Source organism: Gemmatimonadota bacterium (assembly GCA_009841265.1).
GTDB lineage: Bacteria > JAAXHH01 > JAAXHH01 > JAAXHH01 > JAAXHH01 > JAAXHH01.
Window position 1 is genome coordinate 317,580 of sequence record VXMB01000007.1, and the last position, 26,375, is coordinate 343,954.

The 26,375-nt window shown below is 63.4% G+C and carries 22 protein-coding genes and 1 pseudogene; 14 read left to right on the forward strand and 9 right to left on the reverse strand.

Going from position 1 to position 26,375, the window contains the following annotated elements; genetic code table 11:
* Positions 1 to 64: 64 nt before the first annotated feature.
* The 4 genes from F4X08_03145 to F4X08_03160 are packed head-to-tail and all read left to right on the forward strand — an operon-like array spanning position 65 to position 4,048.
* Entirely contained in the window at positions 65 to 922 is an 858-nt protein-coding gene (locus F4X08_03145; protein MYD24794.1) for a phytanoyl-CoA dioxygenase family protein, read from the forward strand.
* 13 nt (positions 923 to 935) lie between these two features.
* Complete coding sequence (locus tag F4X08_03150; protein MYD24795.1) at positions 936 to 1,700, forward strand: SDR family oxidoreductase; 765 nt, start codon at positions 936 to 938, stop codon at positions 1,698 to 1,700.
* Between the two features lie 31 nt (positions 1,701 to 1,731).
* Positions 1,732 to 3,171, forward strand: coding sequence for a gamma-aminobutyrate dehydratase (locus tag F4X08_03155; protein ID MYD24796.1), 1,440 nt, complete (start codon positions 1,732 to 1,734; stop codon positions 3,169 to 3,171).
* Between the two features lie 10 nt (positions 3,172 to 3,181).
* Entirely contained in the window at positions 3,182 to 4,048 is an 867-nt protein-coding gene (locus F4X08_03160; protein MYD24797.1) for a bifunctional 5,10-methylenetetrahydrofolate dehydrogenase/5,10-methenyltetrahydrofolate cyclohydrolase, read from the forward strand.
* A 4-nt stretch (positions 4,049 to 4,052) separates the two neighbouring features.
* On the opposite strand, the gene F4X08_03165 is transcribed toward F4X08_03160, so the two are convergent.
* Positions 4,053 to 5,078, reverse strand: a complete 1,026-nt coding sequence (locus tag F4X08_03165; GenBank protein MYD24798.1) for a hydroxyacid dehydrogenase — start codon at positions 5,076 to 5,078, stop codon at positions 4,053 to 4,055.
* Positions 5,079 to 5,173: 95 nt separating this feature from the next.
* Entirely contained in the window at positions 5,174 to 5,800 is a 627-nt protein-coding gene (locus tag F4X08_03170; protein MYD24799.1) for a transcriptional regulator, read from the reverse strand.
* Between the two features lie 246 nt (positions 5,801 to 6,046).
* On the opposite strand from F4X08_03170, the gene F4X08_03175 reads away from it, so the two are divergent.
* On the forward strand, positions 6,047 to 7,816 hold the full coding sequence (locus tag F4X08_03175) for a Rieske (2Fe-2S) protein (GenBank protein MYD24800.1): 1,770 nt from the start codon (positions 6,047 to 6,049) through the stop codon (positions 7,814 to 7,816).
* Positions 7,813 to 7,974: pseudogene (locus F4X08_03180) on the forward strand (glutathione S-transferase). The gene F4X08_03175 and the pseudogene F4X08_03180 overlap by 4 nt, the downstream one beginning before the upstream one ends.
* Positions 7,975 to 8,199: 225 nt before the next feature.
* On the opposite strand, the gene F4X08_03185 reads toward F4X08_03180, so the two are convergent.
* Positions 8,200 to 9,240, reverse strand: a complete 1,041-nt coding sequence (locus F4X08_03185; protein MYD24801.1) for a hypothetical protein — start codon at positions 9,238 to 9,240, stop codon at positions 8,200 to 8,202.
* Between the two features lie 441 nt (positions 9,241 to 9,681).
* On the opposite strand from F4X08_03185, the gene F4X08_03190 reads away from it, so the two are divergent.
* The 3 genes from F4X08_03190 (at position 9,682) to F4X08_03200 (ending at position 13,009) form a co-directional block, all read left to right on the forward strand.
* The gene (locus F4X08_03190) at positions 9,682 to 10,917 is read left to right on the forward strand and encodes an anhydro-N-acetylmuramic acid kinase (protein ID MYD24802.1); all 1,236 of its coding nucleotides are present in this window, start codon (positions 9,682 to 9,684) and stop codon (positions 10,915 to 10,917) included.
* A gap of 38 nt (positions 10,918 to 10,955) precedes the next feature.
* Positions 10,956 to 12,392 (forward strand): SpoIID/LytB domain-containing protein, encoded by a 1,437-nt coding sequence (locus tag F4X08_03195; GenBank protein MYD24803.1) that lies wholly within the window; start codon positions 10,956 to 10,958, stop codon positions 12,390 to 12,392.
* 80 nt (positions 12,393 to 12,472) lie between these two features.
* A complete protein-coding gene (locus tag F4X08_03200) occupies positions 12,473 to 13,009 on the forward strand; it encodes a hypothetical protein (protein ID MYD24804.1) in 537 nt (178 codons plus the stop codon).
* 82 nt (positions 13,010 to 13,091) lie between these two features.
* On the opposite strand, the gene F4X08_03205 is transcribed toward F4X08_03200, so the two are convergent.
* Entirely contained in the window at positions 13,092 to 15,479 is a 2,388-nt protein-coding gene (locus tag F4X08_03205; GenBank protein MYD24805.1) for a tetratricopeptide repeat protein, read from the reverse strand.
* Between the two features lie 212 nt (positions 15,480 to 15,691).
* Here F4X08_03205 and F4X08_03210 point away from each other — a divergent pair, with 212 nt between their 5' ends.
* Together F4X08_03210 and thiO are read left to right on the forward strand one after the other, a co-directional pair.
* Positions 15,692 to 16,765, forward strand: a complete 1,074-nt coding sequence (locus F4X08_03210; protein MYD24806.1) for a Gfo/Idh/MocA family oxidoreductase — start codon at positions 15,692 to 15,694, stop codon at positions 16,763 to 16,765.
* Between the two features lie 157 nt (positions 16,766 to 16,922).
* Entirely contained in the window at positions 16,923 to 18,032 is a 1,110-nt protein-coding gene (gene thiO, locus F4X08_03215) for a glycine oxidase ThiO (GenBank protein ID MYD24807.1), read from the forward strand.
* A gap of 50 nt (positions 18,033 to 18,082) precedes the next feature.
* Here the strand turns inward: thiO and F4X08_03220 are convergent, their stop codons facing one another.
* Together F4X08_03220 and F4X08_03225 are read right to left on the reverse strand one after the other, a co-directional pair.
* Positions 18,083 to 19,717: a thiamine pyrophosphate-requiring protein gene (locus F4X08_03220; protein MYD24808.1), complete on the reverse strand. Its 1,635-nt coding sequence runs from the start codon at positions 19,715 to 19,717 to the stop codon at positions 18,083 to 18,085.
* Between the two features lie 7 nt (positions 19,718 to 19,724).
* Positions 19,725 to 20,711: a threonine/serine dehydratase gene (locus F4X08_03225; protein ID MYD24809.1), complete on the reverse strand. Its 987-nt coding sequence runs from the start codon at positions 20,709 to 20,711 to the stop codon at positions 19,725 to 19,727.
* A 230-nt stretch (positions 20,712 to 20,941) separates the two neighbouring features.
* Here F4X08_03225 and F4X08_03230 point away from each other — a divergent pair, with 230 nt between their 5' ends.
* On the forward strand, positions 20,942 to 21,283 hold the full coding sequence (locus F4X08_03230; GenBank protein MYD24810.1) for a cupin domain-containing protein: 342 nt from the start codon (positions 20,942 to 20,944) through the stop codon (positions 21,281 to 21,283).
* 23 nt (positions 21,284 to 21,306) lie between these two features.
* Here F4X08_03230 and F4X08_03235 read toward each other — a convergent pair whose 3' ends face one another.
* The 3 genes from F4X08_03235 to trpS form a co-directional block, all read right to left on the reverse strand.
* Positions 21,307 to 22,227 carry an ion transporter gene (locus F4X08_03235; GenBank protein ID MYD24811.1) on the reverse strand — a complete coding sequence of 307 codons (921 nt, stop codon included), beginning with the start codon at positions 22,225 to 22,227 and terminating at the stop codon, positions 21,307 to 21,309.
* The gene (locus tag F4X08_03240; GenBank protein ID MYD24812.1) at positions 22,228 to 23,367 is read right to left on the reverse strand and encodes a TonB C-terminal domain-containing protein; all 1,140 of its coding nucleotides are present in this window, start codon (positions 23,365 to 23,367) and stop codon (positions 22,228 to 22,230) included.
* A gap of 128 nt (positions 23,368 to 23,495) precedes the next feature.
* Complete coding sequence (gene trpS / locus F4X08_03245; protein MYD24813.1) at positions 23,496 to 24,539, reverse strand: tryptophan--tRNA ligase; 1,044 nt, start codon at positions 24,537 to 24,539, stop codon at positions 23,496 to 23,498.
* 351 nt (positions 24,540 to 24,890) lie between these two features.
* On the opposite strand from trpS, the gene larE reads away from it, so the two are divergent.
* Positions 24,891 to 25,673 (forward strand): ATP-dependent sacrificial sulfur transferase LarE, encoded by a 783-nt coding sequence (gene larE, locus F4X08_03250; GenBank protein MYD24814.1) that lies wholly within the window; start codon positions 24,891 to 24,893, stop codon positions 25,671 to 25,673.
* 104 nt (positions 25,674 to 25,777) lie between these two features.
* Positions 25,778 to 26,353 carry a hypothetical protein gene (locus F4X08_03255; GenBank protein ID MYD24815.1) on the forward strand — a complete coding sequence of 192 codons (576 nt, stop codon included), beginning with the start codon at positions 25,778 to 25,780 and terminating at the stop codon, positions 26,351 to 26,353.
* Positions 26,354 to 26,375: the final 22 nt, after the last annotated feature.

Consider the following 26,375-nt stretch of genomic DNA (forward strand, 5'->3'; position numbering starts at 1 on the left):
ACCTGGCCGACTGTAGTAGCGGCCCGCGCGGTCCATCCGTCGATACGATGCAGAGGAGGAGGAAATGTCCATTCAGCAGTTCGGCATGAGCGAGCTGGCCCGGTTTGCCGAGGAAGGCTACCTGCGTCTCGGCCGGGTGGCTTCCGACGAACACCTGCGGGCCATGCGCGACCGCATCGACGACATCATGATGGGCAAGGTCCGCTACGAAGGCATGCCCATGCAGCGCGACACGACCACGGGCGAGTACGGTGAACTGCCGACGAGGACGTTCGAGGAAAGCGAGGAGACGCTCGCTTACCGGCGCATCGACGATCTGCAGCTGGATCCGCTGTATCTTGGATACATGCAGCATCCGTTTTTTCGGGAGGTCACGGAGGCCCTCATCGGTCCGAACGTCTCCATCTTCCGGGCCATGTTCATGAACAAACCGGCCGAGCATGGCACCCATCTTCCCTGGCACCAGGACGTCGGCATCGGGTGGGGACTCGATTCGAATCCGGAGACGACCGTCTGGACCGCCCTCGATGGGGCGACAGTCGAAAACGGCTGCATGCAGGTCGTGCCCGGCAGCCACAAGCACGGCGTGATCAACGAGATGCACTTCCCATCGAAGGAGGACCAGGCCAGGTACGCGCGGGAGGAAGACTGTATCCACCTCGAGGCGGAGGCGGGCGAGGCCATTCTCCTCAACAACCTGCTCCTGCACCGGTCGGCCCGCAATCCCACCGGCAAGCCCCGCCGGGCATTCAGCATCGCGTACATGGACGCGTCCACGCGGGCAGTCAAAACGGGCGAGACCTTCCCCGTTATCTTCGGAGAAGATGCGCTGACCGGCGGCGAGCTGATCGATAGCGCGCAGACCAATGGCGCGCAGACCAATGGCGCGCTGGCCGAGGGCGCAGTGAACGCTGGCCGCTGACCGAGAACGCAAACTGGGAGAACCGGCATTGAAACTGGAAGGGCGCGTCGCGCTCGTCACGGGCGGAGGAACGGGGATCGGGGCCGCTACGGCGAGGCTCTTTGCCGAGGAAGGCGCGGCCGTCTGCGTCACGGGGCGCAGGAAGGCTCCGCTGGATGAAGTCGTTACCGCCATAGAGTCTACCGGCGGACGAGCTTTGGCCGTTACCGGCGACGTATCCATCACCGCGGATTGCCAGCGAATGGTCGACCAGACGACGGCCACCTTTGGGAAGATCGACGTGCTGGTCAACAACGCGGGGACTGGCCCATTGATGGACGCCGAAAGAACCACCGACGAAATCTGGGACCAGATTATCGGGACAAATTTGTCGGGAGCGTTCCGGCTCATCCGCGCCGTCCTGCCGGGGATGGTCTCCCGGAGCGCCGGGAGTATCGTCAACGTAAGTTCGATCCTCGCGCAATCGGGTATGAAGAAGTCGGCGGCCTATGGCGCCTCCAAGGCGGGACTCGACCAGTTGACGCGTGTCCTGGCCGTCGAGTTCGCAGATCGCGGGATACGGGTCAACGCCGTAGCGCCTGCCTGGGTGGATACCCCTATGACGGAATCCGTACAGGCTCATGCCGCCATGTACGAACGGCTGAAGAAAAAGCACCCCATGGACCGTTTCGGAGTGCCTGAAGAAGTGGCACAAGCCATCCTGTTCCTGGCTTCCGACCAGGCATCCTTTACGACCGGATCGGTGTTGATGGTCGACGGGGGTTGGAGTGCGGCCTGATTGAAATCATGAAACTGACCGGAGACCGAAAATGGGTTTGAGAACGGCTGAACAATACCTGGAAGGATTGCGGGACGGAAGGACGATCTACTTTCGCGGCGAGCGGGTGCCGGACCTCATGGAGCACCCGGAACTGCGCTTGGGCGCCGAGCACACGGCGCTGGACTATCACCTCGCCGAGGACGAAGCGCACCGGGACCTGTTCACGGCGATCTGTCCTGAGACGGGTGACCGCGTCAGCCGCTACTTCATCCCGCCGGCCAACACGGAGGACCTGCTGAAGCGCCGGGAGATGATCGAGACGAGCACCCGCGAGGGCAGCGGGGTGGTCCTGCTCATCAAGGAGATCGGCACGGACGCCCTGTTCTCGCTCCGGCTCGTCGCGCGGCAGATCGACGAGAAATACGGCACCGGGTACCTGGATCGCGTGAAGAACTACCATGCCGAATGCCGCGACCGCGACCTGAGCATGGCCGTGGCCCAGACGGACGCCAAGGGGGACCGCAGCCGCCTTCCGTCCCAGCAGACCCATCCGGACTACTACGTGCGGATCGTGGAACGCCGTCCCGACGGCATCGTCGTCCGGGGCGCCAAGGCCCATACCACGGGGACCGCCTTCGTGGACGAAGTGGTCGTGCTGCCCACACGGGCCATCTCGGAAGAGGACAGCGACTACGCCGTGGCCTTCGCCGTGCCCGTCAACACCCCGGGGGTCCGGCTCATCGCCAGTCCTTTCGGGTTCTCGGGCGAGAGCACCTATCACCACCCGGTCAGCTCGAAGCACCACCTGGTGGAAACCCTGACCGTGTTCGACGACGTCTTCGTCCCGAACGAGCGGGTCTTCCTGGCCGGCGAGTGGGACTTCGCCGGGGTGCTGGCCAACGCCTTCGTGGAGTTCCACCGGTTCACGGCCGTGTCCTACAAGCCGCCGCTCCTCGACCTCTTCATCGGCGCGGCCTCGCTGATCGCCGTGTACAACGGGGTGGAGAAGGCCAGCCACATCCGTGACAAAGCCACGCGGCTCATCACCTACACGGAGACGGTCCGCGCCCTGACCCGCGCGGCCGCCATGGACTGCAAGGTGGTGGACGGCATCGCGGTGCCGCACACGCTCACGACCAACATCGCCAAGTACCATTTCGCCAACAACTACCACGAGGCCGTGCGGGACGTGCAGGACATCGCCGGGGCCCTGCTGGTCACGGGCCCGTCGGAAGCGGACTGGCACAACGAAGAAACGAAGGAAGACCTGGAGCGTTACCTGGGCGGCCGCAAGGGTGTGCCGACCATGGACCGGATGAAGGCCATCAATCTCATCCGCGACCTCACGGCGTCGGATTTCGGCGGGTACCACGAGCTGCTGGCCATCCATGCCGAGGGCTCGCTCGAGGCGCAGAAGATCACCATATTCCGCGGATACGACCTGTTGCGGTGTATGGATGTAGCGAAGAAGGCCGCGGGGATCGAGTAGGGGAAAGCCAATGAGTTCCGGTGAAGGCCCGGTCATCATGAGCGGCCGCAAGCTGGCCGACGAGATGCAGGCTAGGCTCGCGAATGAAACGGCTAAAATGCGGGAGCGGGGCGTGGTGCCTGGCCTGGCGACGATCCTGGTCGGGGACGACGGGCCCAGCGCGACCTATATCTCCATGAAGCACCGGGCGTGCGAGGAGATCGGCATCCGGTCCATCCATACCCACCTGCCCGCATCCACTACACAGGAAGAACTGCTGCAGACCATCGGCCGCATGAACGAAGATCCGGAGGTCGACGCGATCCTGGTGCAGATCCCGCTGCCGGATGGACTCGACGAGGACGAGGCGCTGCTCTCCGTGGCGCCGGACAAGGACGCGGACGGGCTCAATCCCATCAACCTGGGCCGGCTGGTGATCGGCAAGCCGGGGCCCCTGCCCTGCACGCCCAACGGCATCCTCGCCTTGCTGGTCCATTACGGTGTGCCCATCGAAGGCAAGAATGTGGCGATCGTGGGCCGCGGATTGACCATCGGCCGGCCGCTGGCACTCCTGCTGTCGTTGAAAAGACCCCACTGCAACGCGGCGGTCACGGTGCTTCATTCGGCCGTGCCCGACATGGCCGCCCACCTGCGCGAAGCCGATATCATCATAGCCGCCGCGGGATCGCCCGGACTGATCACGAAGGACATGGTGAAGCCCGGCGCGGCCGTGGTGGCAGCCGGCATCACCCGGAAGGGCAAGAAGCTCCTCAGTGACGTGGACGAGGACGTGGCCGAGGTCGCCGGATGGATCACGCCCCGCATCGGGGGCGTCGGTCCCATGACCGTGGCCATGTTGATGGAGAATACGGTGATGGCGGCGCGTCGGCGGGTTTAGGCCCCTACGCAATCTGCGCCCAGTTTTCCAGGTCCACCTCTCCCGGTACCGGTTCCCGTCCCGAGAAGAAGTGCTCCAACGCACCCAGCGTGATCTCGCCGATCTCGAGGTGGCCGTAAGCGCCGGTGCCTGAGCTGTGAGGCGTGATGACGACGTTTGGGAGCGCGCGCAATCGGTGGTCGGGCGGAAGGGGTTCGGGCGTGGTCACGTCCAACTGGACCTGGATCCTGCCGGTCTTCGCTTCTTCGTACAGCGCGTCGTGGTCCAGGACGGAGCCCCGCGAGGTGTTGACCAGGACGCCGTCGTCCCGCAACATCCGCAGCTGCTCCGCGCCGATCATGCGGTCCGTCTCCGGGATGGACGGCGCGTGGATGGTCACCAGGTCCGATGCCTCGAACAGCTTGTTCAGTTCCAAGCGTTCCACGTTCATGCGGCCGGCGTCCCAATCGCTCAGGTAGGGATCGTAGACGAGCATGCGGACGTTGAAAGGCCGGAGCAGCCGGATCACCTCCCGTCCCACCATGCTGGCGCTGACGATTCCCACCGTGGCGCCGCGCAGGAACTGGTTCGACCAGTTCTTGTCCGGATCCCGCCACATGCCCCTGTTACGGATATTGAGCGCGTCGTGGACCCACCTGCGGCTCATCATGATCAGCGCGCCGACCGCGTGTTCCGCCACGTTGAGGGCGATGGCGCCCCGCGCGCTGACGACGCGGATCCCCCTGGGCAACAGTTGGCCGGTTACCATCTCCGAAGTGAACAGGTACTTGACCGATCCGGCGGAGTGGACGACGATCCTCAGCTTGTCCGCGCACTGCAGTGCGGCTGCGCTGATCGGCAGGACGCCCCAGCCGGTGACCAGTCCGTCGAAGCCGGCGATCCCTTCTTCCACCTCTTCGGCGGTCAACGCGCGGTCGGTTTCGTTCTCCACCACGTCGAAGCCGGCCAGTAACCGTCGGTAGGTCTCATCCTTGAAGACGCCGGCGGTGTGGGATGGCATCGGCAGGTACCAGATACGTGGTTTGCTCATGGGAAGTGTCCTGCATTCAAAAAGACGCAAAGCCGGCCGTCAGTCTCGTTGTCGGACCGGGCGGACCAGATAGATCAGAAGTAATGAACCGGCCGTCAGTCTCGTTTCCGTACCAGATACCGGCAGCGGTCGTCTCCGGCTATCTTGTGCTCGTCCCTGTGCACCCCGGCATCGAGCGTACGTTCGAACAATTCCTGTTCGAACTGGCAGACCTTCGGGAAACGGCGCGCTATTTCGTAGATCGGGCAGTGGTGTTCCACCAGGATGAACTCATCGTCGTCCGCGTGGGATTCGGCCATGTATCCCTCCCGGTCCCGGATTTCAGCGAGAACGCGCACCTGTTCCGGGAGGGGCTTCCCGGCCATCTGTTGTTTGTATTCCGCTTCAAGTCGCTCCGTGCGCGAGGCGAAAAGGCTGTCGACCTTCTCCGGTCCGTCGGTTTCGGCGATCTGCTCGAGCAGTTCAACCGCGAGTTGGCCGTACCGTACCGGGAACAGGCGCTCCGCAGCATTCGTCAGTACGAAATAATGGGCGGGCCTTCCCCGGTCCTGCCGCACGACCCGCGTCTCGACCAGGTCGTCGCGTTCCAGGCCGCTGAGGTGCTGGCGAACGCCCATCGAAGTGATCCCGATCTCCCGGGCGAGTTGACCGGCCGTCATTTCGCCCTTGCGTTTGAGCAACTCCAGGATCTGACGGCGGGTGGTGCTTTCAGCGTGTGGCATGTTTCTTCTCCGCGAACGAAGCGGCTGGTTATCCAATGTAGATTCAATACAGATCCGGTGACAGTTACGCGTGCATCTCAGTCTATTGTAACGTGCTATCCCAAATATGGAACAATAAAAAATAAATATATAATATAAATTATAATATTGATTTATTGGTTTGGAGTGCCTATATTGAATGGTAATACGTATATTCCATTCAGATACAATGCACGATCATCGATCTGCAGCCTGAGGAGCATCATCATGAACAGCACCCCGAAAACAGCCCTGCGCGACCCGATCCGGGTCGCATCGATGGACGAACTGAAGGAAAAGGGCAGCATCGTCGTCAACGGGCACGACGGTCCGATCGCCGTGTTCCACCACGGTGACGGGCAGGTGCACGCCGTGGACAACCGCTGTCCCCACATGGGCTTTCCGCTGCACCGCGGCACGATCAAGGACGGCATTCTGACCTGCCACTGGCACCACGCGGACTTCGACCTGGAGAGCGGCTGCACCTTCGATCTCTTCGCGGACGACGTGCCGGTGTACGCGGTCGAGACCCGGAACGGGGATGTATGGGTTTCGGGGTCGCGGGACCAGTCGGGCGACGCGGAGTACTGGCGCAACCGGCTGCGGGAAGGCCTGGAGCAGAACATCTCGCTGGTCAACGCCAAGGCCGTGATTGCCCTGCTGAAATCGGGGGTGTCCTTCAAGGATATCGCCGAGACCGGCGGCCGGTACGGCGTGCGGTACCGGTCGTCCGGATGGGGACCCGGCCTGACCATCCTGACCGCGATGACGAACCTGTGCGGCTATCTGCCTCGAGACGAGCAGATCCTTCCGCTCTACCAGGGTCTGACGCACGTCGCCCGGGACAGTAATGGGCAGCCGCCGCGATTCGACCTGCAACCGTTGGATACGGAGAATCTGTCGTTCGATCAATTGAAGCGCTGGTTCCGCCGCTTCGTCGAGGTGCGCGACTCCGAAGGCGCCACCCGGTGCCTGCTTACGGCCGTGTCCATGGACAGCGAACCCGCGCTGCTGGTGGACATGATGATGAGCGCCGCCACGGACCACGTGTTCCTGGACGGCGGGCACGTCGCGGATTTTATCAACAAGTCCACGGAACTGCTGGACCACATTGGTTGGGAGCACGCCGATGAAGTGCTGCCCAGCACGGTCGGTCAGCTTTGCGCCGCAGCGCGCAGCGAGGAGCGGAACGCCTGGCGCCATCCCGTCGACCTGGCCGCCATTCTTCGCGGGGCGAATGCCGCGTTGCCCGGCGCGCTGGCATCGACGTCCAACGGCTACGCGTGGGACGGTCCCGGTGAACTGGCCGAAGTGATCCTCGGGGACGATCCCCAGGCCACGGTGGACACCATGCTGGCCCGCCTGCATGACGGCATGACGCCGCTGCAACTCAGCCAGGCGGTCACCTATGCCGCCGCGCTGCGCATCGCCCGGTTCCACACGCAGAACGAGTTCAACGACTGGATCACGGTGTTGCACACCTTCACCTACGCGAACGCCCTGCACCAGGCCCTGAAGCGGACGGGTTCGCCGGAACTGATCCGTGGCGTCTTCCACGGCGCCATGGCCGTGTACCTGGACCGTTTCCTCAACGTCCCGCCCGCGCGGTTGCCGGGCGAAAGGGCCACGGCCGAACTGGCCGGCGAGACCGACGAGATACTCGACGCGTTCCTGACCGAATTGGACACGCAGCAGCAGGTGGAACCGGCTGCCAGGCTAGTCTATCGCTACCTGGCCGACGGGCACCCGGTGGACCGGCTGTTCCGCACGCTGGCGATCTCGCTGTTGCGGGAGGATGCCGAGTTCCACAGCTTCCAGATGCTCGAGGCCGGCATCCGGCAATACGAGGAACTGAAGGGACGCGCCGAGGCCGACCACGTGTTGATCGCCACGGCCCGGTATCTCGCCGCCCACGCCCCAACGCAGCGTGCGCTCAACCAGACCGCGCAGATCGCGCTTCGGCTGAACCGCGGCGAGGCGATTTACGAGGAGGAATGACGATGCCCGTTCTCGACATCGCCGATTGCATCAATCAGACCTGCCCCTGGTCCGGCGATCCAGTGCAGGCCGATTCACTGACGGAAATTGAAGGACACGTTGTGGGGTTCTGCAATCCCGGTTGCCTCGAGAAATTCGAGCGTGCCATCAACCATTTCAGATCGGCCATCGCCGGCGTCGAAGATTCTGCGGGAGCGTGTGGTGGGAGTGGAGCGAGTGGTGCGGACGGTGCGAGTGGTACGGACGGTGCGAGTGGTGCGGGCGGACCGGCAGCATCCAGCTCCTGATCACCGGAATAGCAAAAGGCGCGGACCCTGTGTGTTGCTCAATACACGATCCGCGCCTTCTAATGTTGCTTGTTGCTGGCCTTGCCCTTCAGCCGCCTATTCCCCGGTGATGACGTACTTCCTCAACATGCGGGGACCGACCTCCGCGCCGTACACGTTCCCCATCGCATCCACGGCGACGCCTTCCGCGCCGGTCGTCCCGGCGTTATCGGCGTCCACCACGGGATCGGGGATGAAGGCCGATATGAAGCCGCCGTCCCGGATGCTGCCGATGCGGATGCCCCGCTTCCAGCCGGGGTTGGCTCCCCAGGTCGCATTCGACTCCGAGTCGGCACTATAAAGCACGTCGTTGGCATCGATGAAGAGGCCGCTCGGCCGGCCGAACTGGGTCCAGGTGGCGATGTATTCGCCTTCCTGGTCGAAGATCTGGAGCCGGGCGTTGCCCCGGTCGCCGACGTAGAGCCGGCCCTCGGAGTCCATGGCCAGAGCATGGGGATCCCGAAACTGGCCGGCCGCCTGTCCCGTTCCGCCCCAGGCCTTGATGAACGATCCGTTCGGCGCCAGCTTGACGATGCGGTTATTGCCGCGGGAACCGTGACCGTCCGCCACGAATATGCTCCCGTCAGGCGCCACCAGGACGTCGGAGGGCTGGTTGAAGATGCCGTCCCCTTCGCCCGCGACTCCGGCGATACCCAGGCTCATCAGCAACTCCCCGTCCTCGCTGAACTTGTGGACCTGGTGGCCGATACCTACACCGCCCCGCGCGTCCGTCACCCAGACGTTGTTCTCCGAGTCCACGAAGATGCCGTGGGGCCAGACGAACATGCCCGCGCCGAAGCTTTTAAGGAGATTGCCGTCGCTGTCGAAGAGCAGGATCGGCGGCACGTCCTCTCTGCCGACGCAGGAGTTCTGGCCGCATCGTTCCGCGACCCAGATATTCCCACTGCCGTCCTGGGCCGGGAAGACCGCACTCGTGGAGCCCCAGGTCCTGTCCCCGCCCAGCTTGCCCCAGATGCCTTCTACGGTGGTATACGGATTCGGTGCGTGGTTCTGGGCCGTGGCAGGACTGTTCAACAGCGCAATCGAGATTCCAACGGCCGAAAAAACGACCCACCGGATCCAGGTCGATGTCCTCATGAGTATCCTCGCTTTACTTGGTGAATAGGGATGGTCCCGTCCCGGATTAGGCAGACCAATCGGCCGTGCGGTTAGACGAGTCAACCGTGCCGGTCAAGGCCTGACGGACCATACGGATGCGCAGTCAACAGGACCAGTCAGACGGAACAACCGTACCGTTCAAGTCCAGTCTTGCCGGTCAAGACCAGCCGGACCAACCGGCCACGCAGCCAGGCGGACCACATTACCCCCGGGTTGTACGGTTTGTTGATATATTCGATATAATAGATTCCAGGCGCGTAGACGCAACGATTTTCGAATGCCGCGCCGATGCCCAACGGCCGCCAAAGGCCGCACCAATAGCTGCCGAAGGCCGCGCCAACGGTCGCCGCGTGCCGCGCCAACCGGCTTGACAACCGAAGGACGGCGGGTCATATTTCAGCAGCGAATTCGGCGATCGAGATGACCTGGTGGCAAGTTGCACAATCAGCCGCGCGAGGCAGCACTGTCGTGTTATCGGGATTCCAGACCACACAGGACCGCCGGATCATCGGACTGATGTCGGGAACGTCCGCCGATGGGATCGACGCGGCCGTGATACGGCTGGGCGAAAAGGACGACGGGCTTTCCCTCGACGTGCTGGGCTTCGATACGGTGGCCTTTCCATCGGGCTTGCGCGATCGATTGATGGAAGTCTCCGATTCGAAGACCGGCAGGATCGACGAGCTCGGCCGGCTGCATTTCGAGCTGGGGGAACTCTTTGCCAGGGCGGCTGTCATCGTTGCTGATTCCGCCGGACTAACCATGGAGGAAATCGATCTGATCGGTTCCCACGGCCAGACCGTCCAGCATCTCCCCGACAGGGAAAACAGATTCGGCGTGGAAACCGGGGCGACGCTGCAGATCGGCGATCCTTCGGTGATCGCGCAGCGAACCGGCGTGGTGACAGTCGGCGACTTCCGGGCGGCGGACGTGGCCCGGGGCGGTCAGGGCGCTCCGCTTGTGCCCTATGTGGACTACCTTCTCTTCAGGCATTCCGAAAAGGCCCGGGGACTCCTGAACCTGGGGGGGATCGCGAATCTCACTGTGCTGCCCGCGGACCCTAAACCCGAAGACGTGCTGGCTTTCGATACGGGCCCGGCCAACATGCTGATCGATGCCGTCGCCAAAACGGAACTGGGACGCGACATGGATGCGGACGGCGCGGCTGCTCGGCGCGGAAGGCCCGCCGAGAACCTGGTGGCGGGCGTGCTGGCCATGCCCTATTTCGAGCGGCCTCCGCCAAAGTCCACGGGCCGGGAACTGTTCGGAGACCGCTGTGCATCGGATCTGGTCCGCGCGGGGCGGGAGGCCGGGCTCAGCAGCGAGGATCTGCTTGCGACCGCCACGGAAATCACCGTTCGTTCCATTGAGGACGCCTGTCGACGGTTCGTCATTCCCGTCGTCTCCCGCCTGGACGAATTGATCGTGAGTGGCGGCGGTGCCAGAAACGGATTTCTGCTCGAGCGACTCGCCCGGGTGCTGGCGCCTGTCGAGGTATCCACTTCAGATGATCACGGCCTGTCTTCGGACGCCAAGGAAGCCGTGGCCTTTGCAGTACTCGCCGACCGGACGGTCCGGGGTCGGCCGGGCAGTCTTCAGGGAGCGACGGGCGCGGACCGGCCCGCGGTGCTGGGCAAGATCTGCCTGCCCGGATGATGTAGCACGCACAGGCAGCATGGAGAGGGAAGTTCGTGATGGGCTTCAGCACGATATTCAGGCAGCACATCGAAGACCGGATCCCGGCCGGCATCGTGACAGACCGCGCCGGTACCATGCCTGACCTCGTGCCGGAACATGGAAGACCCGTACAGTCCGCGTGGTGGCCGGCTCAATTTCCGGTCCCCGCGTGGGTCGCGTGGTGGCCGTCCCTGGTGTTGTCCCTGGTGATCCTGGGATGCGCCGGCAGGCCGCTTCCATCTGATCGGACCGCGCGGCCGGCTCCTTCCGAGACCGCGCCGACATCGGGGGCGTTCAAGCCCGGCCAGCTTCCGATGATCCGAATCGGCTTGCTGGTGAACCGGGATTCGGCAAACCTGACCGGCACAGGCCGCTTTCGCGTCGTGGACCGGGCCAGCGGCGAAGTGATCGGCACATCCTCTTCCGGGCAGATCTGGCGAATGCAGGCGAAAGGCGCGTGGATCGACGTGTCCGCTCCAGGCGGCGCGGCCCAGGGACTCTATACCGGTCCGATCCAGGTGAACCCGCTCGCACGGGAAGGACGGATCAATGCCGCGGACCGGGAGTACCGCGGATCGATGGAGGTGGTTTCGAACAAGACCGGCAAGTTGACCGTCGTGAACATCCTCGACGTGGAGAACTACCTGCGCGGGGTCGTCCCCCCGGAAATCGGCAAGCTCAAGGAAGACCGCATCGAGGCGTTGAAGGCCCAGGCCATTGCGGCCCGGACGTACACGGTGGCGAACCTGGGCAGACGCAAGGCCCTGGGATTCGATCTGTACGGTACCGTGGCCGACCAGGTATACCGCGGCTACAGCGCGGAATGGCCCGTCGCCGACCGGGCGATATCGGAGACCCGCGGCGTGATCGCTATGTACGAAGGCAAACCGATCGCTGCCCAGTACTCCTCGACCTGCGCGGGCGAAACCGAATCCATCGAGGACGCCTGGGGGGGCAATCCCATTCCATACCTGCGTTCCGTGCGGGACCGGGACCGCGGAAGCGGCGACTTCTGCAACCATTCGCCCGTCTATACATGGCGCGTGGAGTGGAACAAGAATACGCTGGAGAACATCCTGGCGACGAGGCTTCCCGGGCTGGACCCACGCAAGCGGGGTGAGTTTTCACTACGCAGTATATCCATCAAAAGTCGATCGCCGACCGGGCGCGTTCAACTGCTCGAGATCAAATCGAATCACGGGACGACGACACTGCGCAGCGGGCAGATACGTTCCGCATTGCGCCGGCCTGTCCGGGGCCAGCCGATGCTACGCAGCACGAAGTTCGATCTGAGGTTCAGGCAGAACACCGTCGTGGCGGAAGGCGGCGGCTATGGCCATGGCATCGGCATGTGCCAGATGGGCGCTATCGGGATGGCCGGCCAGGGATACAAGTACGACCGGATCCTGAAACACTACTATCGCGGCATCGACCTGGACCGCGTGTATAATTAAGCGTGCTTAAAATGCGTACGACTGCGCCCGCGCCGCGCGTACCAGGGCGCCACGCGTACCATTAAACACGCAGAGTAAGTATGGAGAAGAGCATGATTAATCGAAAAACACGACGACACCCCGCCGTCTTCCTGATCCCGTTGCTTTCCGCCTGCATGGTGGTTACGGCGTGCTACTATTCCACTTCGCAGGGATCGCGCGCCGGGGACATTCGTAACATCGTCATACCGCTGTTCGACAATACCACCGTGGAGACCGGTATTCAGGAGACGCTGACGGACGAGGTGATCGAACGGTTTCTCACCAATGGTGAATTTAGGATCGTGGATCTGCGGCAGGCGGACGCGGCGATCATCGGCGTGATCACCGATTTGCAGGAGGAGTCCGTGGCGTTCTCCGCGGGAACGGTGGCCCGGGAAGTCCGACTATGGATCGTCGTGGACGTCCGTTTCGAAACCGTGGACAAGAAGGAAGTGATCTGGGAGGAAAGGCAGTTGCGTGCCTTTGGCGACTACGCCATCGATACCGGTACGGAATCCGACCGCGAGCCGGCCCTCACGACCGCCATCGATAAAATGGCCGACGAGATCCTGAACCAGTCCATATCGGGGTGGTAGTCCTCTATGCTTTACACGACAGCCACTGGCCGCGACCTTGCAGCCGCCATAACAGATACGTGATAGCCATCGACGCCGGGACCTACCGTGCCCGGTTTGCCTGGCTGGCTGGCCCGTCCGATCCGTTCTGCTGATACCACCGGCATCGGTCTATCCAGGCTTCCGCCGTCCTGGCCACGCCGCCCGAGCCCACCAACGCCGCCATGCGTCCGAAGGCTTCGGCCGACTGATCGTAGCGCTCCAGGTAGAAGTGGGCCATGGCTTCCAGTCGCAGGCTTTCCTGCCGCACGACATCGTCCGGGAGTCCGATCACATCCGCTTTCGCCAGATACGTCAGCGCCTCTTCATAGGATCCTGAGAGGAACAGCCAGCGGCCCAGGAGGTAGTGGCCCGTCCCGTAATCGGGCGCGAGATCGCCCGCGTCCCGGACGGACAGGACCAGGCGCCAGTGGCCGGTCACGGCAGTCAGGTAGGTCATGATCGTATCCCGGATCGGCTCCCGGTCGAGCACCTCCAGCCGGATGGACGCGGCGCGCGACATGGCTTCCGACGCCTGCAGGCCCACGACCGCTTCGTAACTGCGCCGGGCATCGTCCATCCTCCCGGTCTTCCACGCCGTATCTCCGCGGACCAACTGGGTGTCCGCCAGCAGTCCGACGGTCTGGTCCGGTCGTTCGATCCGCTGGGCGACCGACTCTATCCTTTCGTAATCCCCCTGCCGGTATATCCCGTACAGCAAACCTCTCAGGGCCGATGGGTTCTCGGACTCCAGCGCAAGCACGCGGTCGAAATCGCGCACAGCATCCCCATAGCGTTGTCCATTGTAGGCCTGCCAGGCCCGGTCGTTCAGCGCGGCCACTTCGTGAGGACAGTGCCGGCTGAAGATGGCGGGACGAATGAACCGCTGGCGGGCGATTCGGAGCTGATCTTCACGCAAAGTGATGCCGTCCACGAAGGTTTCCCACTCGGCGATCAGTTCCGCCGGTGACCGGCCGTAGGACGCCTCGACGGCGCCGTCCGGAAAGGCCTGCTTGAAGGCGGGCAGGCCATAGCGTTCGATCAGGAAGCGAACGAAAGATCCGCACAGCGTGTAGCTGCGCGAGGACGCGGCCGTCCAGAATCCCGTCATGCTCAGCAGGTTCTCCAGGGAAGGCGCAAGGCCGAGTTCGCGCATGGCCCGGCTCCACTCGTGCGGGTTCATGGGGGTGTCCTGCCAGTCCACCGCCTCCGCCAGACCCTCGTGGAACCCTATCCAGTAACTGCCTCCGAACAGCGCGTTCCCGAAAGCGGCGGACATGACGTGCACCAGTTCATGTCTCAGCACGGGATGGGGAAACGACGCGTTGTTAAGGTGCATTTCATCCGCCCCGGGTCGTTCGATGGACGTATGCCGGGCGCCCATGAGCCGCTTCTTCTGGTCCGCGCTGCCATAGATGTAAGACGCGATGCGCGCCCGAGGGGCCGGCACGTCAAGGTAGGTGATGACCCGGTCGAGCTGGTACTCGTGATCCCGGGCGATGAGATCGATGTTCCAGGCCGATATGGAGTTCGAATCATAGAAGATGTCGAAGTGGGCCGTCTGCCGGTGGCCCCCCAGGGTCTGCTGGATATGCGCCCGGTCGATCACGATGCCCAGGGGCGCCCGGTAGACGTAGGCCACCGCCAGCACGACCACCGAAACCAGGAACAGGATGCGCATGGTCATGCCGGTCGCGGCACTCCCGCCGGCCGAACCACCGCTCGGACTTCCGCCGCGAATCTTCCATAACAGCGAGGGACGGATCTTCCGGGCCGACGGATCGAAACAGGCGCAAAGGCCGGCGACCATCGCGAGGACGCTGACGAGCACGATCGCCCGCGCTGCAAGCAGCGTCGAGGTGATGACCACCACTTCATCGTAAATCGGTCCGGGAAAATACCCGATGATCGGGTTGTAGGCGAATACGGGCGGGTTGGTGGCCAGACGAAACAGGCTGATGCCGACGGAAACGAACATGACGCCGAGAAAAAGGAGCGTGGCGTGCCGTCTTCGTTCCGCGGACAGCGCGCAGACCAACGCGACGGCGGTGGCCCACAGGACGCTGATGCCGGGAAGCAGCAGGTAGAACGCAAGTCCCTCGGGCACGTTGCAGAAACCGCTTATCCAGCTTTTGACGAACATTACGACCATCGGCAGCAGGAGTGTCGAAAGGGAAAGCCCGAAGAGCAAGGCGAGTAGCGCCGAATGGTGGGTATTGCGCGTGCCGTCTGTTCGCAAACCGTCCCTTCGCCAGCCGTTTACGAGATGGACGGTCATCACGCCCGTGGCGAAGGTGGCGATGGCGGCGGTGAAGAAGGCGAACTCGAAACCGAGGTCATCCACGAGGGGCATCTGCGTCATCGCCGCCGCGGCTGCCGTAAGGACCGCGATCGCGGCCATGTACGGCTTGCGGCGCAGGACGCTCGCTATGAAGTGCTTGTCCGGGCTCATGAAAGGACCTGCGGTGGTGAAAAGGCTTTGTGATGTTGAGGCATTGAAATTCGATCCGGATCCGTAATGTGATTCTGAATCCGTGGTTGTGCATGATATACCGGAAGGCTCTTCAGGGCCAGATGATTCGAAGCGTTTTTCCTGTCGGGTCTGCCCGCGCGGCGGTATAATGTCTGCGTTTCCGATGAACCCGAAACAAGGAGGTAGGCGAGATGAACCTGGATCTGGAATACCGCCCTGTACTGGGCACGAAAACGGACTATGGCATCGGCATCATCGGGGCGGGTGGAATCGTAAACGCCGCGCACCTCCCTGCCTACCGGAAGGCGGGGTTCAACGTGATCGGCTTGACGGACAAGGACGTCGACAAGGCGAACCGAACCGCCAGTGATTTCGAAGTGCCGAAGGTATTTCCCACCGTGGAGTCGCTGCTCGACGACCCCGCAGTCGAGATCGTGGACATCGCCGTCCCGCCCTGGAACCAGAAGGAACTCGTCCGGAAGGCGACGGCGGCCGGCAAGCATCTGCTGTGCCAGAAACCGCTTTCAAACGTATACGCCGAAGCCGTTGAGATCGTCGAGATGGCGGAGGAGCGCGGCGTGACACTGGCCGTGAACCAGCAGATGCGGTGGGACCAGGCGGTGAGGGCGTCCAGGACGCTGCTGAACCGAGGGTTGCTGGGCGAACCCGCTTCGGCCGTGATCGACGTGAGCATCCTGACCGAATGGCGGGCCTGGCCCTGGGTCCTCGAGGCCGGGGGGCTCGACCTGATGTTCCACAGTATTCATTACTTCGACAGCATGCGTTCCCTTTTCGGAGACCCCGTGCGCGTCTGGTCGTCCGGCGCCTCCTATCCCGGGCATGTGGCGACCGGAGAAACACGGACGATTACGGTGTTTGAGTACTCGGACACTTTCAGCGCCCTGGTGTCCGTCAACCACAACAACTGGACGGAAGAGAACTTCGCGACGCTGCGCATTGACGGGACGGAAGGATACGCCGCGGGGACATTTGGCCTGCTGTACGACTATCCCCACGGCCGGCCCGATACGCTAGCCTGGTCCAGTCGGAAGTTCGATGCCGGCAACACCATCCATCACCGGTTCGAAGAGCGGTGGATACCCGACTCCTTCATCGGCACCATGGGGGAACTGATGTCCGCCATCGAACAGGACCGGCTTCCCGAGACCAACGGGCGAGACAACCTCAAGACGCTTCAGCTGGTCAACGCAGGCTATCTGTCCATGGCGGAACACCGGGCCGTGGCTCCGGGCGAAATCGGATAGCGGCGCGTTGAGCCTGACCGGTCCCGCTTACGGCGCGATGCATAACCTCGCCGGGCTATATTGTTTGAAAGCGGATTTAATATATTGTCAATGTTGATTGAAATAAAAATCAACATATTATTTTGAATTGGGATACCCCCCCCCCGGGCCCTTCTCCATGAAAACGGACGTTTTAATAGTAGGCGCGGGCGTGATCGGACTCTCCATCGCCCACGAACTGCTGCGCCGCGGAACACGCGTTACCCTTGTGGATCCGGGCGAGCCGGGCAAGGAAGCTTCCTGGGCCGCAGCCGGTGTGCTTGCGCCGCAGGGCGCCCGCCCCGTTGACCGGGACTATCTCCACCTGTGCCTGGCGGGTCTGGATATGTATACCGACTGGTCCGCCGCGCTGCTCGAGGAAACCGGCATCGATGTCGAGTACCGGACCGAAGCGGGTCTGCAGGTCGCCTTCGACGACGAGGAATCCGAAGAGCTGGACCAGCGATACCGCCACCAGCAGGATCTAGGGCTCCCGGTCGAGCAGCTCACCGGCGAGGAGGTCCGCACGCTCGAGCCCATGCTGTCGCCCGAGACACGGTGCGGCCTGCTCTTCGAGAGGATGCACCAGGTGGAGAACCGGCGGCTGGTCCAGGCCCTGGTCGCCGCCGTCCGGGCCCGTGGAGCGGTATTCCGAATCGGGAACCCGGTCGTCGACCTGATCGTACGCAGGAACCGGGCGGCCGGCGTCGTCGTCCCCGGCGAACGCATCGGAGCGGAACACGTGGTTGTCGCGGCCGGCGCCTGGTCCGGCTTACTGAAGTGGATCCCGGGCCCGCCGCCGCCGGTCCAGCCCGTACGGGGCCAGATGGTCTGCGTCGACGGGCGCGGCGTCCCGCCCCTGGGCCGCGTCGTCTACGGCCTGGAACTGTACCTCGTACCCCGCAGGGATGGACGCGTGCTGATGGGCGCCACGGTGGAGAAGACCGGGTTCGACGCCAGCGTGACCGCGGGCGGCGTGTCCAATGTGATCAGGGAGGGGCTGCGCATGGCGCCCGGACTGGCGGAAGCGCCGGTCGTGGAAACCTGGGCGGGACTGCGTCCCATGTCGAAGGACGGCAAACCCATACTCGGCCCGACGGGCCTGGAACGCCTCGTCCTCGCCACGGGCCACTTCCGCAACGGCATTCTCCTCGCCCCGATAACCGGCCGGCTCATCGCGGACCACCTGGAGCACGGCGCGGTGCCCACAGCCATGGCACCGTTCCTGGCGGATCGTTTCGACCGGTAGGCCGAGCGGCACGCGGTGCGCGGCGTGCCCGGACACGGCGCCGCCAGCCGTTAGAAGAAGGAGAAGTCGATTTCTTTGCTGGTCATGAACTCCAGCAGCGCCGGCACGCCTTCCTCCGTCTTTCTAATCCCCCGCTTCAGCGCCGGGATGATCTCGTCGGGAGACTCGACCCGCTCCCCATAGCCGCCGAAGGCCTCCGCCATCAGGGCATAGTTCCCCGAAATATCGGTCGCTCCGTACTTCGCCTGCGACGTAGGCATGACGGGAATCTCGATGGCCATGGAGTGGTTGTTGAACAGCACGGAGAGGATGGGGATGCGCTCGCGCACGGCCGTCTCGAAATCCATGCCCGTGAACCCGATGGCCGCGTCGCCCCACACGTTGATGCAGAGCCTGTCCGGGTGGGCCAGTTTCGCGCCCATGGCCAGCCCGAGTCCGTAGCCGAGCTGGGTGGTCTTGCCCCAGCCGATGTAACTCAGGGGCGTGGTCGAGGGCCAGAAGGGGGTCAACTGGTCGCGCGGACTGCCCGCGTCGTGGGTGATGATCGTCCTGTCGATGTCGACGGTGTCGATCATGTCGCTGATGACCCGATAGGGCGAGAAAGGCGTGGAGGAATCCCTGAGTTTCGGCATCCAGGCGTTCATCCAGCGCTGCCTGATCGCCTGGATTTCGCTCACGATCCCTTCGTACCGGCCGCGCGGCTTGTTTTTCAACCGGTCAGAAACCTCGTCGATGAGGGCCCGGAGAGTGAGCGTGGCATCGCCCACGATCGGATAGTGGCACGCCACGTCCTTGTTGATGTCGCCGGGATCCAGCGTGGCGTGGATGTAGGTCTTTCCCTCCGGCATGGTCAGGCCGAAATTCGTCCGGGTGAAGCTGCACCCGATGCCGAAGATCACGTCGGCGTTCTGTACGAAGACGTGCACAGGCTCCGGCATCGATCGGCCCCCGTTTCCCAGGGAAAGCGGGTGGTTTTCGGGGAAGGCGCTCTTGCCGTCCAGGCTGGTGGTAACCGGCGCCTCGAGCAGCTCGGCCAGTTGTTTCAGCTCGGACCACGCCTCTGCGTAGTGCACCCCCTGCCCGGCGTAGATGACCGGCCGCTCCGCCGCAACCAGGGCCTCGGCGGCTTCGCGCACCGCGTCCGGATCGGGTCCGACGCGCACGGACGGCGTCGGCCGGTAGTCGAAGGGCCCGGGCACCTCTTCACCGAGCAGGTCGGTCGGGAACTCCACCAGCGCCGGGCCGGGCCGACCGTTTTTTACCTGCGTGAAGGCCCGCCTCATGACCTCCGATACGGTCTCGGGGAGCACCAGGTATTCACAGGACTTGGTGATGTGCTGGAAGTTGAGATAGGCGTGGAAATTCGGCGACAACTGGGCGACACTCCTCCGGTACCCCATGGGGAGCACAACAATGGGCACCGATTCTCCGAAGGCCTGTGCCACACCGCCGTAGGCGTTCTCCGTGCCCGGCCCGCTTTGCATGCAGAACACCCCGATCTTGCGGCCGGACGTCAGCCGGCTCATGGCATCGGCCATGTGGAGGCCGATCCGCTCCTGGCGGACGATCACCGTGCGGATGTCCAGTTCCGCGGCGCTTTCGATCAGTGGGTTGACCGGGTACGCGAAGAGGTATTCGACGCCTTCCTGCTTCAATACGTGGGCAACCGCCTGCGCTACGTTCATTTCCGCGTCACTCCTTCTCGTTCAGGTTGTGGACCATCTCCCGCACGCCGTCCATCCCGAGATTGCCGCCGCTGAACAGCGCGGCGACGCACCGGCCCCGCCACGCCGCCGCCTCGCGCATGCACAGGGCAAACACCGCCGCGGCGGCGCCTTCCGCGACAAACCCGGTGTGTTCGAGGACGACGGGGATCGCCCGCTTCATTTCTTCTTCGGTGACGAGATGCATTTCGTCGACCCGGTCTTTCAGGACATCGAAGGCCAGGCCGCCCGGATAGGTCGTCGCCAGTCCCCCGGCAAAGGTGTCGCAGGTCGCTGTGGTCACAGTCCGGCCTTCCTGCCAGGACCGGTACACCGACGGCGCGTTGGACGCCTGGACGCCGATGAGACGAACGTCCGGATGGGTGGCCTTGATGGCCGTGCCCACGCCCGCGATCAGGTTGCCGCCGCCCACGGGCAGCACTACCGCGTCCACGTCCGGCAGGTCCTCCACGATCTCCAGGCCGATGGTGCCCGCGCCCGCCATAAGGCCGAAGTCCTCCCCGTCTTCGATGTACACCATGCCGGTCTCTTCCGCGATCTCCCGCGACCGCGCGAATCCGTCGGCAATCGTTTCCCCGTGGACGACCAGCTCCGCGCCGAGCCGGCGGATGGCATCGCTCTTCACCACCGGCGTTCCGTGGGGTACGACCACCGTGACGGGAACGCCCATCACGCCGCCGCCGTAGGCAATGCCCTGGCCGTGGTTGCCGGTGGACGCCGTGGTGACCCCCCTCGCCCGCTGCTCATCGTCGAGCAGGGACATGGTGTACAATCCGCCCCTCACCTTGAAGGAGCGGATGGGCTGGAAGTTTTCGTACTTAATGTGGAGTTCCATCCCCAGCATCTCGCTGAACGCGGCGGACCGATACATGGGCGTCGGAGACAGGTGCTGATTGAGGAACTGGCGTGCTTTAGTGATGTCGGCCTGCGTGGGGTGGGTGGGCATAGGGTGCATTATTCGTTATTGGAAATAGATCAAAATATAAGTAGCACTGGATCAAGTTAATAGGGTATCAGGTAGGTGTCAACGGCGACTCCTTTTGCTAATTCCATAGTACAAATTCGTGGCCATTTGCAGGTCACTTCGGTACCTTGGGACATTACATGCCACCATGTGTTGAATGGGTCCAACGAAGGTAAGCGGAATTCAACTCAAAATACACTTTACCTGGTTGAAGGAGGAACATGCAAAGACACACCTGCAAGCGCATCACCCCCGCGGAAGCCGCCGCGAAGATTCCCGCCCCGAACGGGGACCGGTTCCACGTCGCCCTGGAGCGCGGCGAACTGCAGATCGAGTTGTACATGCCCCGAGACGTGGACGATCAGAAACCGCACGACCGTGACGAGTGCTACGTGATCGTCGAAGGGAAGGGAAAGTTCGAAATGGGGGGAGAGTTGGTGACTTTCGAGGCCGGGGATTTCTTTTTCGTGCCCGCGGGCGTAGATCACCGGTTCCTCGATTTCGGCGAGTCGATGACCACCTGGGTCATCTTCTACGGGCCGGAAGGCGGCGAGCAGATCTGAATACCGGCCATCGCCGGCACGCGTCAACTATCCCCACTGTCCGCATCCGTCCGGCCGCGCAGAGACTTGAGCCGTCTCGACAGTTTCTGGATCTCTTCCTCGATCAACCCGATTTCATCCCCCACGCTGATCCGGCCGTCCCGCTCCAGGTGCCTGCGCCTTTCCTCCGACTCCCGGTCGGCCTGGGCCTCGGACATGGAGTTGATGATGACCCCGATGAAGAGGTTCAGCATGATCATGGTGCCGAGCATCACGAAGGAAACGAAGAAGGCGGCGCCGAGGAAGGGCATGGCCCGGGAGGCCTCGCGGAGGTGGGCCTGGGCGAAATCCGCGTAGTTCGGATAAGCGTCGCTGCCGTACATCTGGATATACATCACGTCGGTCCAATCCTCCAGGGTCACGACCCGGAAGAGGGTCAGCAGCGCCGTCGCCAGGTCCTGGAAGTGCACCGGATCGTTGCCGCGGAAGAGGTAGACGCCCAGCACCGCGTAGACGTAGAACAGCACGGCCAGCAGGAGGCCGACGTATCCCAGCGACGTGACCGACTTGAGCAGCGAGTTGACCAGCAGTTGCAGTTTCGGCACCGCGGTCACCAGCCGCAGCGCCCGGAGCACCCGGGCCAGGCGCAGCACCGCCGCGTACTGTCCACCCGCGGGCATCAGGCAGGCCACCACGATGAGGAAATCGAACACATTCCAGCGGTCGCCGAAATACCGGTACCAGTGACGGCCGTGGCGCGCCATCTTCAGCACGGCTTCCACGATGAAGAACAGCAGGACCAGCTGATCGAGCCGGTGCAGCCAGACGCCGTACCGGGCTACCATTTCCCGCGAGGTTTCCAGCCCCACCAGGATGGCGGCCGCCGTGATCACCCCGAGTACGGTGTGCTGAAACGCCTTCGAATCGACCAGTCTACCGATTTGCGCTTGCAACGTTGACCTCATTTACCTCGCACGCAGGATCTGGTAGTAGAAGGTGCCGGTGATTTCCAGGAATGGATGGAGGAAATCGGCGGGAAGCGGAGGGAAGGGGCTGGCCGACTCGATGGCGTTGCGGCTCGAAGCCACGAGGGACTGGTAGGGGATGTCGTTGTCCCGGTAGGACAGGACCTCGAGATCGCGCAGCGCGCCGTCGGGCATGATCTTGAACCTGATGATGACCCGCCCGCTCACCAGGCCGAGGTTGAAGGCCTCCGGGGCGAACCAGCGCCGTCTTACCCTTTCGCGGAGGATGTACAGGTAAGGCGCGTAGTCCCAGGCGTAGGTGCTGAGCGAGAAATCGCCGTAATCCCTGACCGAGGTGTGGCGGTTATCCGTCCTGGGCACCCGCGGTCCGGTACTGCCGAATCCGAATCCGAAGCGCCGGTGCCGCTCGTACGCGGGTTGCCGGGATTCCTGGGCCAGTTCGTTCAGGTCGTCCTGGGGAATGAAGACCGGGGCTTCCGGACCGGTAGGCCGGGGCGCCGATGCAATGACCTCCCCTTCCATCCCGCCTTCACCGCGGCCTTCCCGTCCTCCCCTTCCCCGGTATTCGGGCCGGATGATCATGTCGGAGGTCCACATCGGCGGGTCTACCAGTTCGTTGAAGTCCTCGATGCCGCCCGCCCGGGGGGTGAGCGGTACGCCGCCGGCGAAGGGGTCGTGCTGTTGATCTTCCTCTTCTTCGGAATCCTCCATCGTCCTGATTTCCAGGTCGCCCTCAGAATAAGCCAGCCCCTCGGGCAGCTCCGTATCCTCCATCAGGTCGCTCGCGGCGGCGTTCTTGTCCGCCACGTCGGCGTCGGGGTCGTCCGGGGGTTCCTCCACGCGCGCTTCTTCCGGCACGTCGACCAGGGTCGGCGGGTTCTGCATTTCCATGTAGGCCTGTTCGAGCTGCTCCAGGCGCTCATAGGGCGCGAGGGTGAGCTCGATCATGTTCTTGTCTTCGAGCAGGCCGGTGGCCAGGAGGACCACCAGGAAAAGGCTATGGAGCAGCCCGGCGGCCGCGAAGGCGATCAGGAGGTTCTTGGCCGTACTGCGGCGAAAGGTTACGGTCCGTCCCAGGAGCCGGGAATGGTGGGCGTATTCTTTCGAGTAAATATCCATGCATGATTCTTATGGGCGGGGAGGATATACCATCACGTTGTAATGAACGCGGTGAAGGGCAAGGGGTTCCATCCGGTGTAGATACATAGTGTCTACAGGGAACACTGGTTGCCTCGGGTGACCCCGGCCTACCGCAATCCCAGGTTTTCCCGGACTTCCGTCATGGTGTCCGACGTCAGCGTCCTTACGCGGTCGGCGCCCGTGGCGAGGGCGTCCCGCACGTCGTCGGGCCGGCCGGTCAGGTCTTCGTACTTGTCCTGGATCGGCGTCATCGCGGTTTCCATGTTGTCGCCCAGCTTCTTCTTGCAGTCGACGCAGCCGATGCCCGCGCTCCGGCATTCCGTATCGATGGCCGCCACTTCGTCGGGACTGGAGAAGGACTTGTGCAGCGTGAAGATGTTGCAGATGTCCGGGTTGCCGGGGTCCGATCTCCGCAGCCGGTTCGGGTCGGTATAAGCGGTGCTGAGCTTCTTCCTGACCGTATCGCTCCGGTCCTTCATCGCGATGTAGTTGTCCTGGCTCTTGCTCATCTTGGACTGGCCGTCCAGGCCGAGGATGCGAGGCGCGGGGCTGTAAAGCGTCCTGGCCTCGGGGAACACCGGGCCGTACAGGTGGTTGAACCGCCGGGCGATCTCGCGCGTCAGCTCGAGGTGCTGGGACTGGTCGTCGCCCACGGGCACGCCGTCGGCCTTCACGCCCAGGATGTCCGCCGCCTGGAGCACGGGGTAGGTGAACAGGCCCGCGTTGATGTTCTGCTTGTGCTGGGCGGCCTTGTCCTTGAACTGGGTCATCCGTTCCAGGGCGCCCAGTGCGGTGACCGTGCTGAAGATCCAGGCCAGCTCCATGGTTTCGGATACGTGGGACTGCACGAAGAAGGTGCAGTGTTCCGGGTCGAGGCCGCAGGCGATGCCCATCGTGGCCGTGTCCAGCACGGCTTCCCGCATGGTGTCCGGGTCGTATTCGATGGTGATGGCGTGGTAGTCCACGACGCAGTAGATGCAGTCGTACTTTGGGATGAGCTTGGCCCAGTTGGCCACGGCGCCCAGGTAGTTCCCGATGTGGATGTCGCCGGTGGGCTGGATGCCGCTGTACAGCCGGGTCGGTTCGCTCGATCCGTTTTCCGAACCATTTCCCGCCGATGCGATGGATTGCGTCCGTTCTTCCAGGTTCATGCCTGATCATGCTCCTTCGCGTGACTGCAGGGACGCAGGGATGCAAGGACCTCCCGGCCCCTTCGTTCACGGCGATTTACCGCAAAAAACCGTTGTCTCGAATCCGTATCCGCCCTATCTTTAACTTACTAAAAACAGACGTGTTAAATTGCGGCGGAACCCCCTTTCTGTCAAGCGAAATCATGGTGGGTGTTCCCTTGCCGGCGCGTGCCGTGAAGGCGTTTCCGCCGAGATCGATACCGGTGCCCGCCTTCCATTAAACCGGGTTCTATCGGGGAACAGGACGTGAGCCGGAACCAGGCCTCCACGCTGGACGAAAAGTACCAATCGCTCCGGGATGATCTGCGCGCCATGGGCAGCGTCCTGGTGGCCTACTCCGCCGGCGTGGACAGCACGCTGCTGCTGAAGGTGGCCTCAGACGTGCTGGAGGACCGCGCCCTGGGTGTGACCGGCGTGTCCGAGTCGCTGCCCGAAGAGGAGAAGAACGAGGCCGCCGAACTGGCCGAATGGATGGGCGCCCGCCACCGCTACGTGGACACGGAGGAAATCCACAACGCGGAGTACATGCAGAACAACCCGCGAAGGTGTTATTTCTGCCGGGATGAATTGTATTCGCGCCTCGAGGTGATCGCCCGGGAAGAAGACGCCGCCTTCATCTGCGAAGGCAGCATCGTGGACGACATCAGCGATTTCCGGCCCGGCATGCTGGCCATCCGGGAACACGGCGTGCGCAGCCCGTTGAAGGACGCCGGCTTCACCAAGGCCGATGTCCGCGCATTGTCGGAGAAGCTCGGACTGCCCACTGCGGACAAGCCGTCCCTGGCCTGCCTGTCGTCCCGCTTCCCCTACGGCGACCCGATCACGATCGAAGCACTCGAACAGGTCGGCCGGGCCGAAGCCTTCATCCGCGGCCTGGGTCTGCGGCAGTTCCGGGTGCGGCACCACCGAAACATGGCCCGCATCGAGACGGAGCGCGCCGATCTCGCGAAGGTAATCGAGCACCACGACGAAATCGCGGCGTACTTGAAGGAAATCGGCTACGACTACGTCACGCTGGACCTGGAAGGATACCGCACCGGGAGCATGAACGAGGTGCTTAAAAAAGGGAAAGCGGCGTCCGCCGGGACCCCGTGAAACCGGGGCCGGTGCCCGCCGAAGCCCGCGACACCGGGACCTGCGCTTCCCTGACCTCGTGACCCCGCGATCTGTTTCGCACCTGCATCACGAAAGGACCGATCATGTCTGCCTTCGACCCCGCCGCCTACGGATCCGTTTTCGCGGCACTGCTCAAGACGCCCCGCATCATGGCGCTGGACCCGGGCGAAGAAAACGGTTCGGCGAAAGCGGGCCTGGAAGCCCTGGACCTGGACGAGGCTTTCGCGCCGAACCGCATCAGTGACCGGATGATGGCCGAGGGATGCCGGTCCGCCCTGTGGCTGTACCACGACTTCCTGGTCACCTCGCACACCATCAGCCAGCAGATCACCACGCCCACGGGCAGCTACTGGCACGGCATCATGCACCGCCGCGAACCGGATTATCCCAACGGGAAGTACTGGTTCGGGCGCGTCGGCGACCACGATGTCTACCCCGAGTTGAGAGACGAGGCGGCGACCATCGCGTCCGGTACGGACAACCTGCCGGGCGAGGCAGCGTACCTCATGTCCCAGTCCTCCTGGGATCCTTACGCTTTCATCGATTTGTGTGAAGGTGCCAACGTGGGCGGCGTCCCGGCCGGAGATCTCTGCCGCGGCATCCAGCAGCGCGAATGGGAACTCCTCTTCGACTACTGTTACCGCAAGGCGATCGCGTAACAGAGTTTGTACCGGTCGCGCG

Bases quoted from the DNA above. Each gene is read 5' to 3' on its own strand.
- F4X08_03145 (MYD24794.1), top strand. From the start codon at position 65: ATGTCCATTCAGCAGTTCGGCATGAGCGAGCTGGCCCGGTTTGCCGAG.
- F4X08_03155 (MYD24796.1), top strand. From the start codon at position 1,732: ATGGGTTTGAGAACGGCTGAACAATACCTGGAAGGATTGCGGGACGGA.
- F4X08_03160 (MYD24797.1), top strand. From the start codon at position 3,182: ATGAGTTCCGGTGAAGGCCCGGTCATCATGAGCGGCCGCAAGCTGGCC.
- F4X08_03165 (MYD24798.1), bottom strand. From the start codon at position 5,078: ATGAGCAAACCACGTATCTGGTACCTGCCGATGCCATCCCACACCGCC.
- F4X08_03170 (MYD24799.1), bottom strand. From the start codon at position 5,800: ATGCCACACGCTGAAAGCACCACCCGCCGTCAGATCCTGGAGTTGCTC.
- F4X08_03175 (MYD24800.1), top strand. From the start codon at position 6,047: ATGAACAGCACCCCGAAAACAGCCCTGCGCGACCCGATCCGGGTCGCA.
- F4X08_03185 (MYD24801.1), bottom strand. From the start codon at position 9,240: ATGAGGACATCGACCTGGATCCGGTGGGTCGTTTTTTCGGCCGTTGGA.
- F4X08_03190 (MYD24802.1), top strand. From the start codon at position 9,682: ATGACCTGGTGGCAAGTTGCACAATCAGCCGCGCGAGGCAGCACTGTC.
- F4X08_03195 (MYD24803.1), top strand. From the start codon at position 10,956: ATGGGCTTCAGCACGATATTCAGGCAGCACATCGAAGACCGGATCCCG.
- F4X08_03200 (MYD24804.1), top strand. From the start codon at position 12,473: ATGGAGAAGAGCATGATTAATCGAAAAACACGACGACACCCCGCCGTC.
- F4X08_03205 (MYD24805.1), bottom strand. From the start codon at position 15,479: ATGAGCCCGGACAAGCACTTCATAGCGAGCGTCCTGCGCCGCAAGCCG.
- F4X08_03210 (MYD24806.1), top strand. From the start codon at position 15,692: ATGAACCTGGATCTGGAATACCGCCCTGTACTGGGCACGAAAACGGAC.
- thiO (MYD24807.1), top strand. From the start codon at position 16,923: ATGAAAACGGACGTTTTAATAGTAGGCGCGGGCGTGATCGGACTCTCC.
- F4X08_03220 (MYD24808.1), bottom strand. From the start codon at position 19,717: ATGAACGTAGCGCAGGCGGTTGCCCACGTATTGAAGCAGGAAGGCGTC.
- F4X08_03225 (MYD24809.1), bottom strand. From the start codon at position 20,711: ATGCACCCTATGCCCACCCACCCCACGCAGGCCGACATCACTAAAGCA.
- F4X08_03230 (MYD24810.1), top strand. From the start codon at position 20,942: ATGCAAAGACACACCTGCAAGCGCATCACCCCCGCGGAAGCCGCCGCG.
- F4X08_03235 (MYD24811.1), bottom strand. From the start codon at position 22,227: ATGAGGTCAACGTTGCAAGCGCAAATCGGTAGACTGGTCGATTCGAAG.
- F4X08_03240 (MYD24812.1), bottom strand. From the start codon at position 23,367: ATGGATATTTACTCGAAAGAATACGCCCACCATTCCCGGCTCCTGGGA.
- trpS (MYD24813.1), bottom strand. From the start codon at position 24,539: ATGAACCTGGAAGAACGGACGCAATCCATCGCATCGGCGGGAAATGGT.
- larE (MYD24814.1), top strand. From the start codon at position 24,891: ATGGGCAGCGTCCTGGTGGCCTACTCCGCCGGCGTGGACAGCACGCTG.
- F4X08_03255 (MYD24815.1), top strand. From the start codon at position 25,778: ATGTCTGCCTTCGACCCCGCCGCCTACGGATCCGTTTTCGCGGCACTG.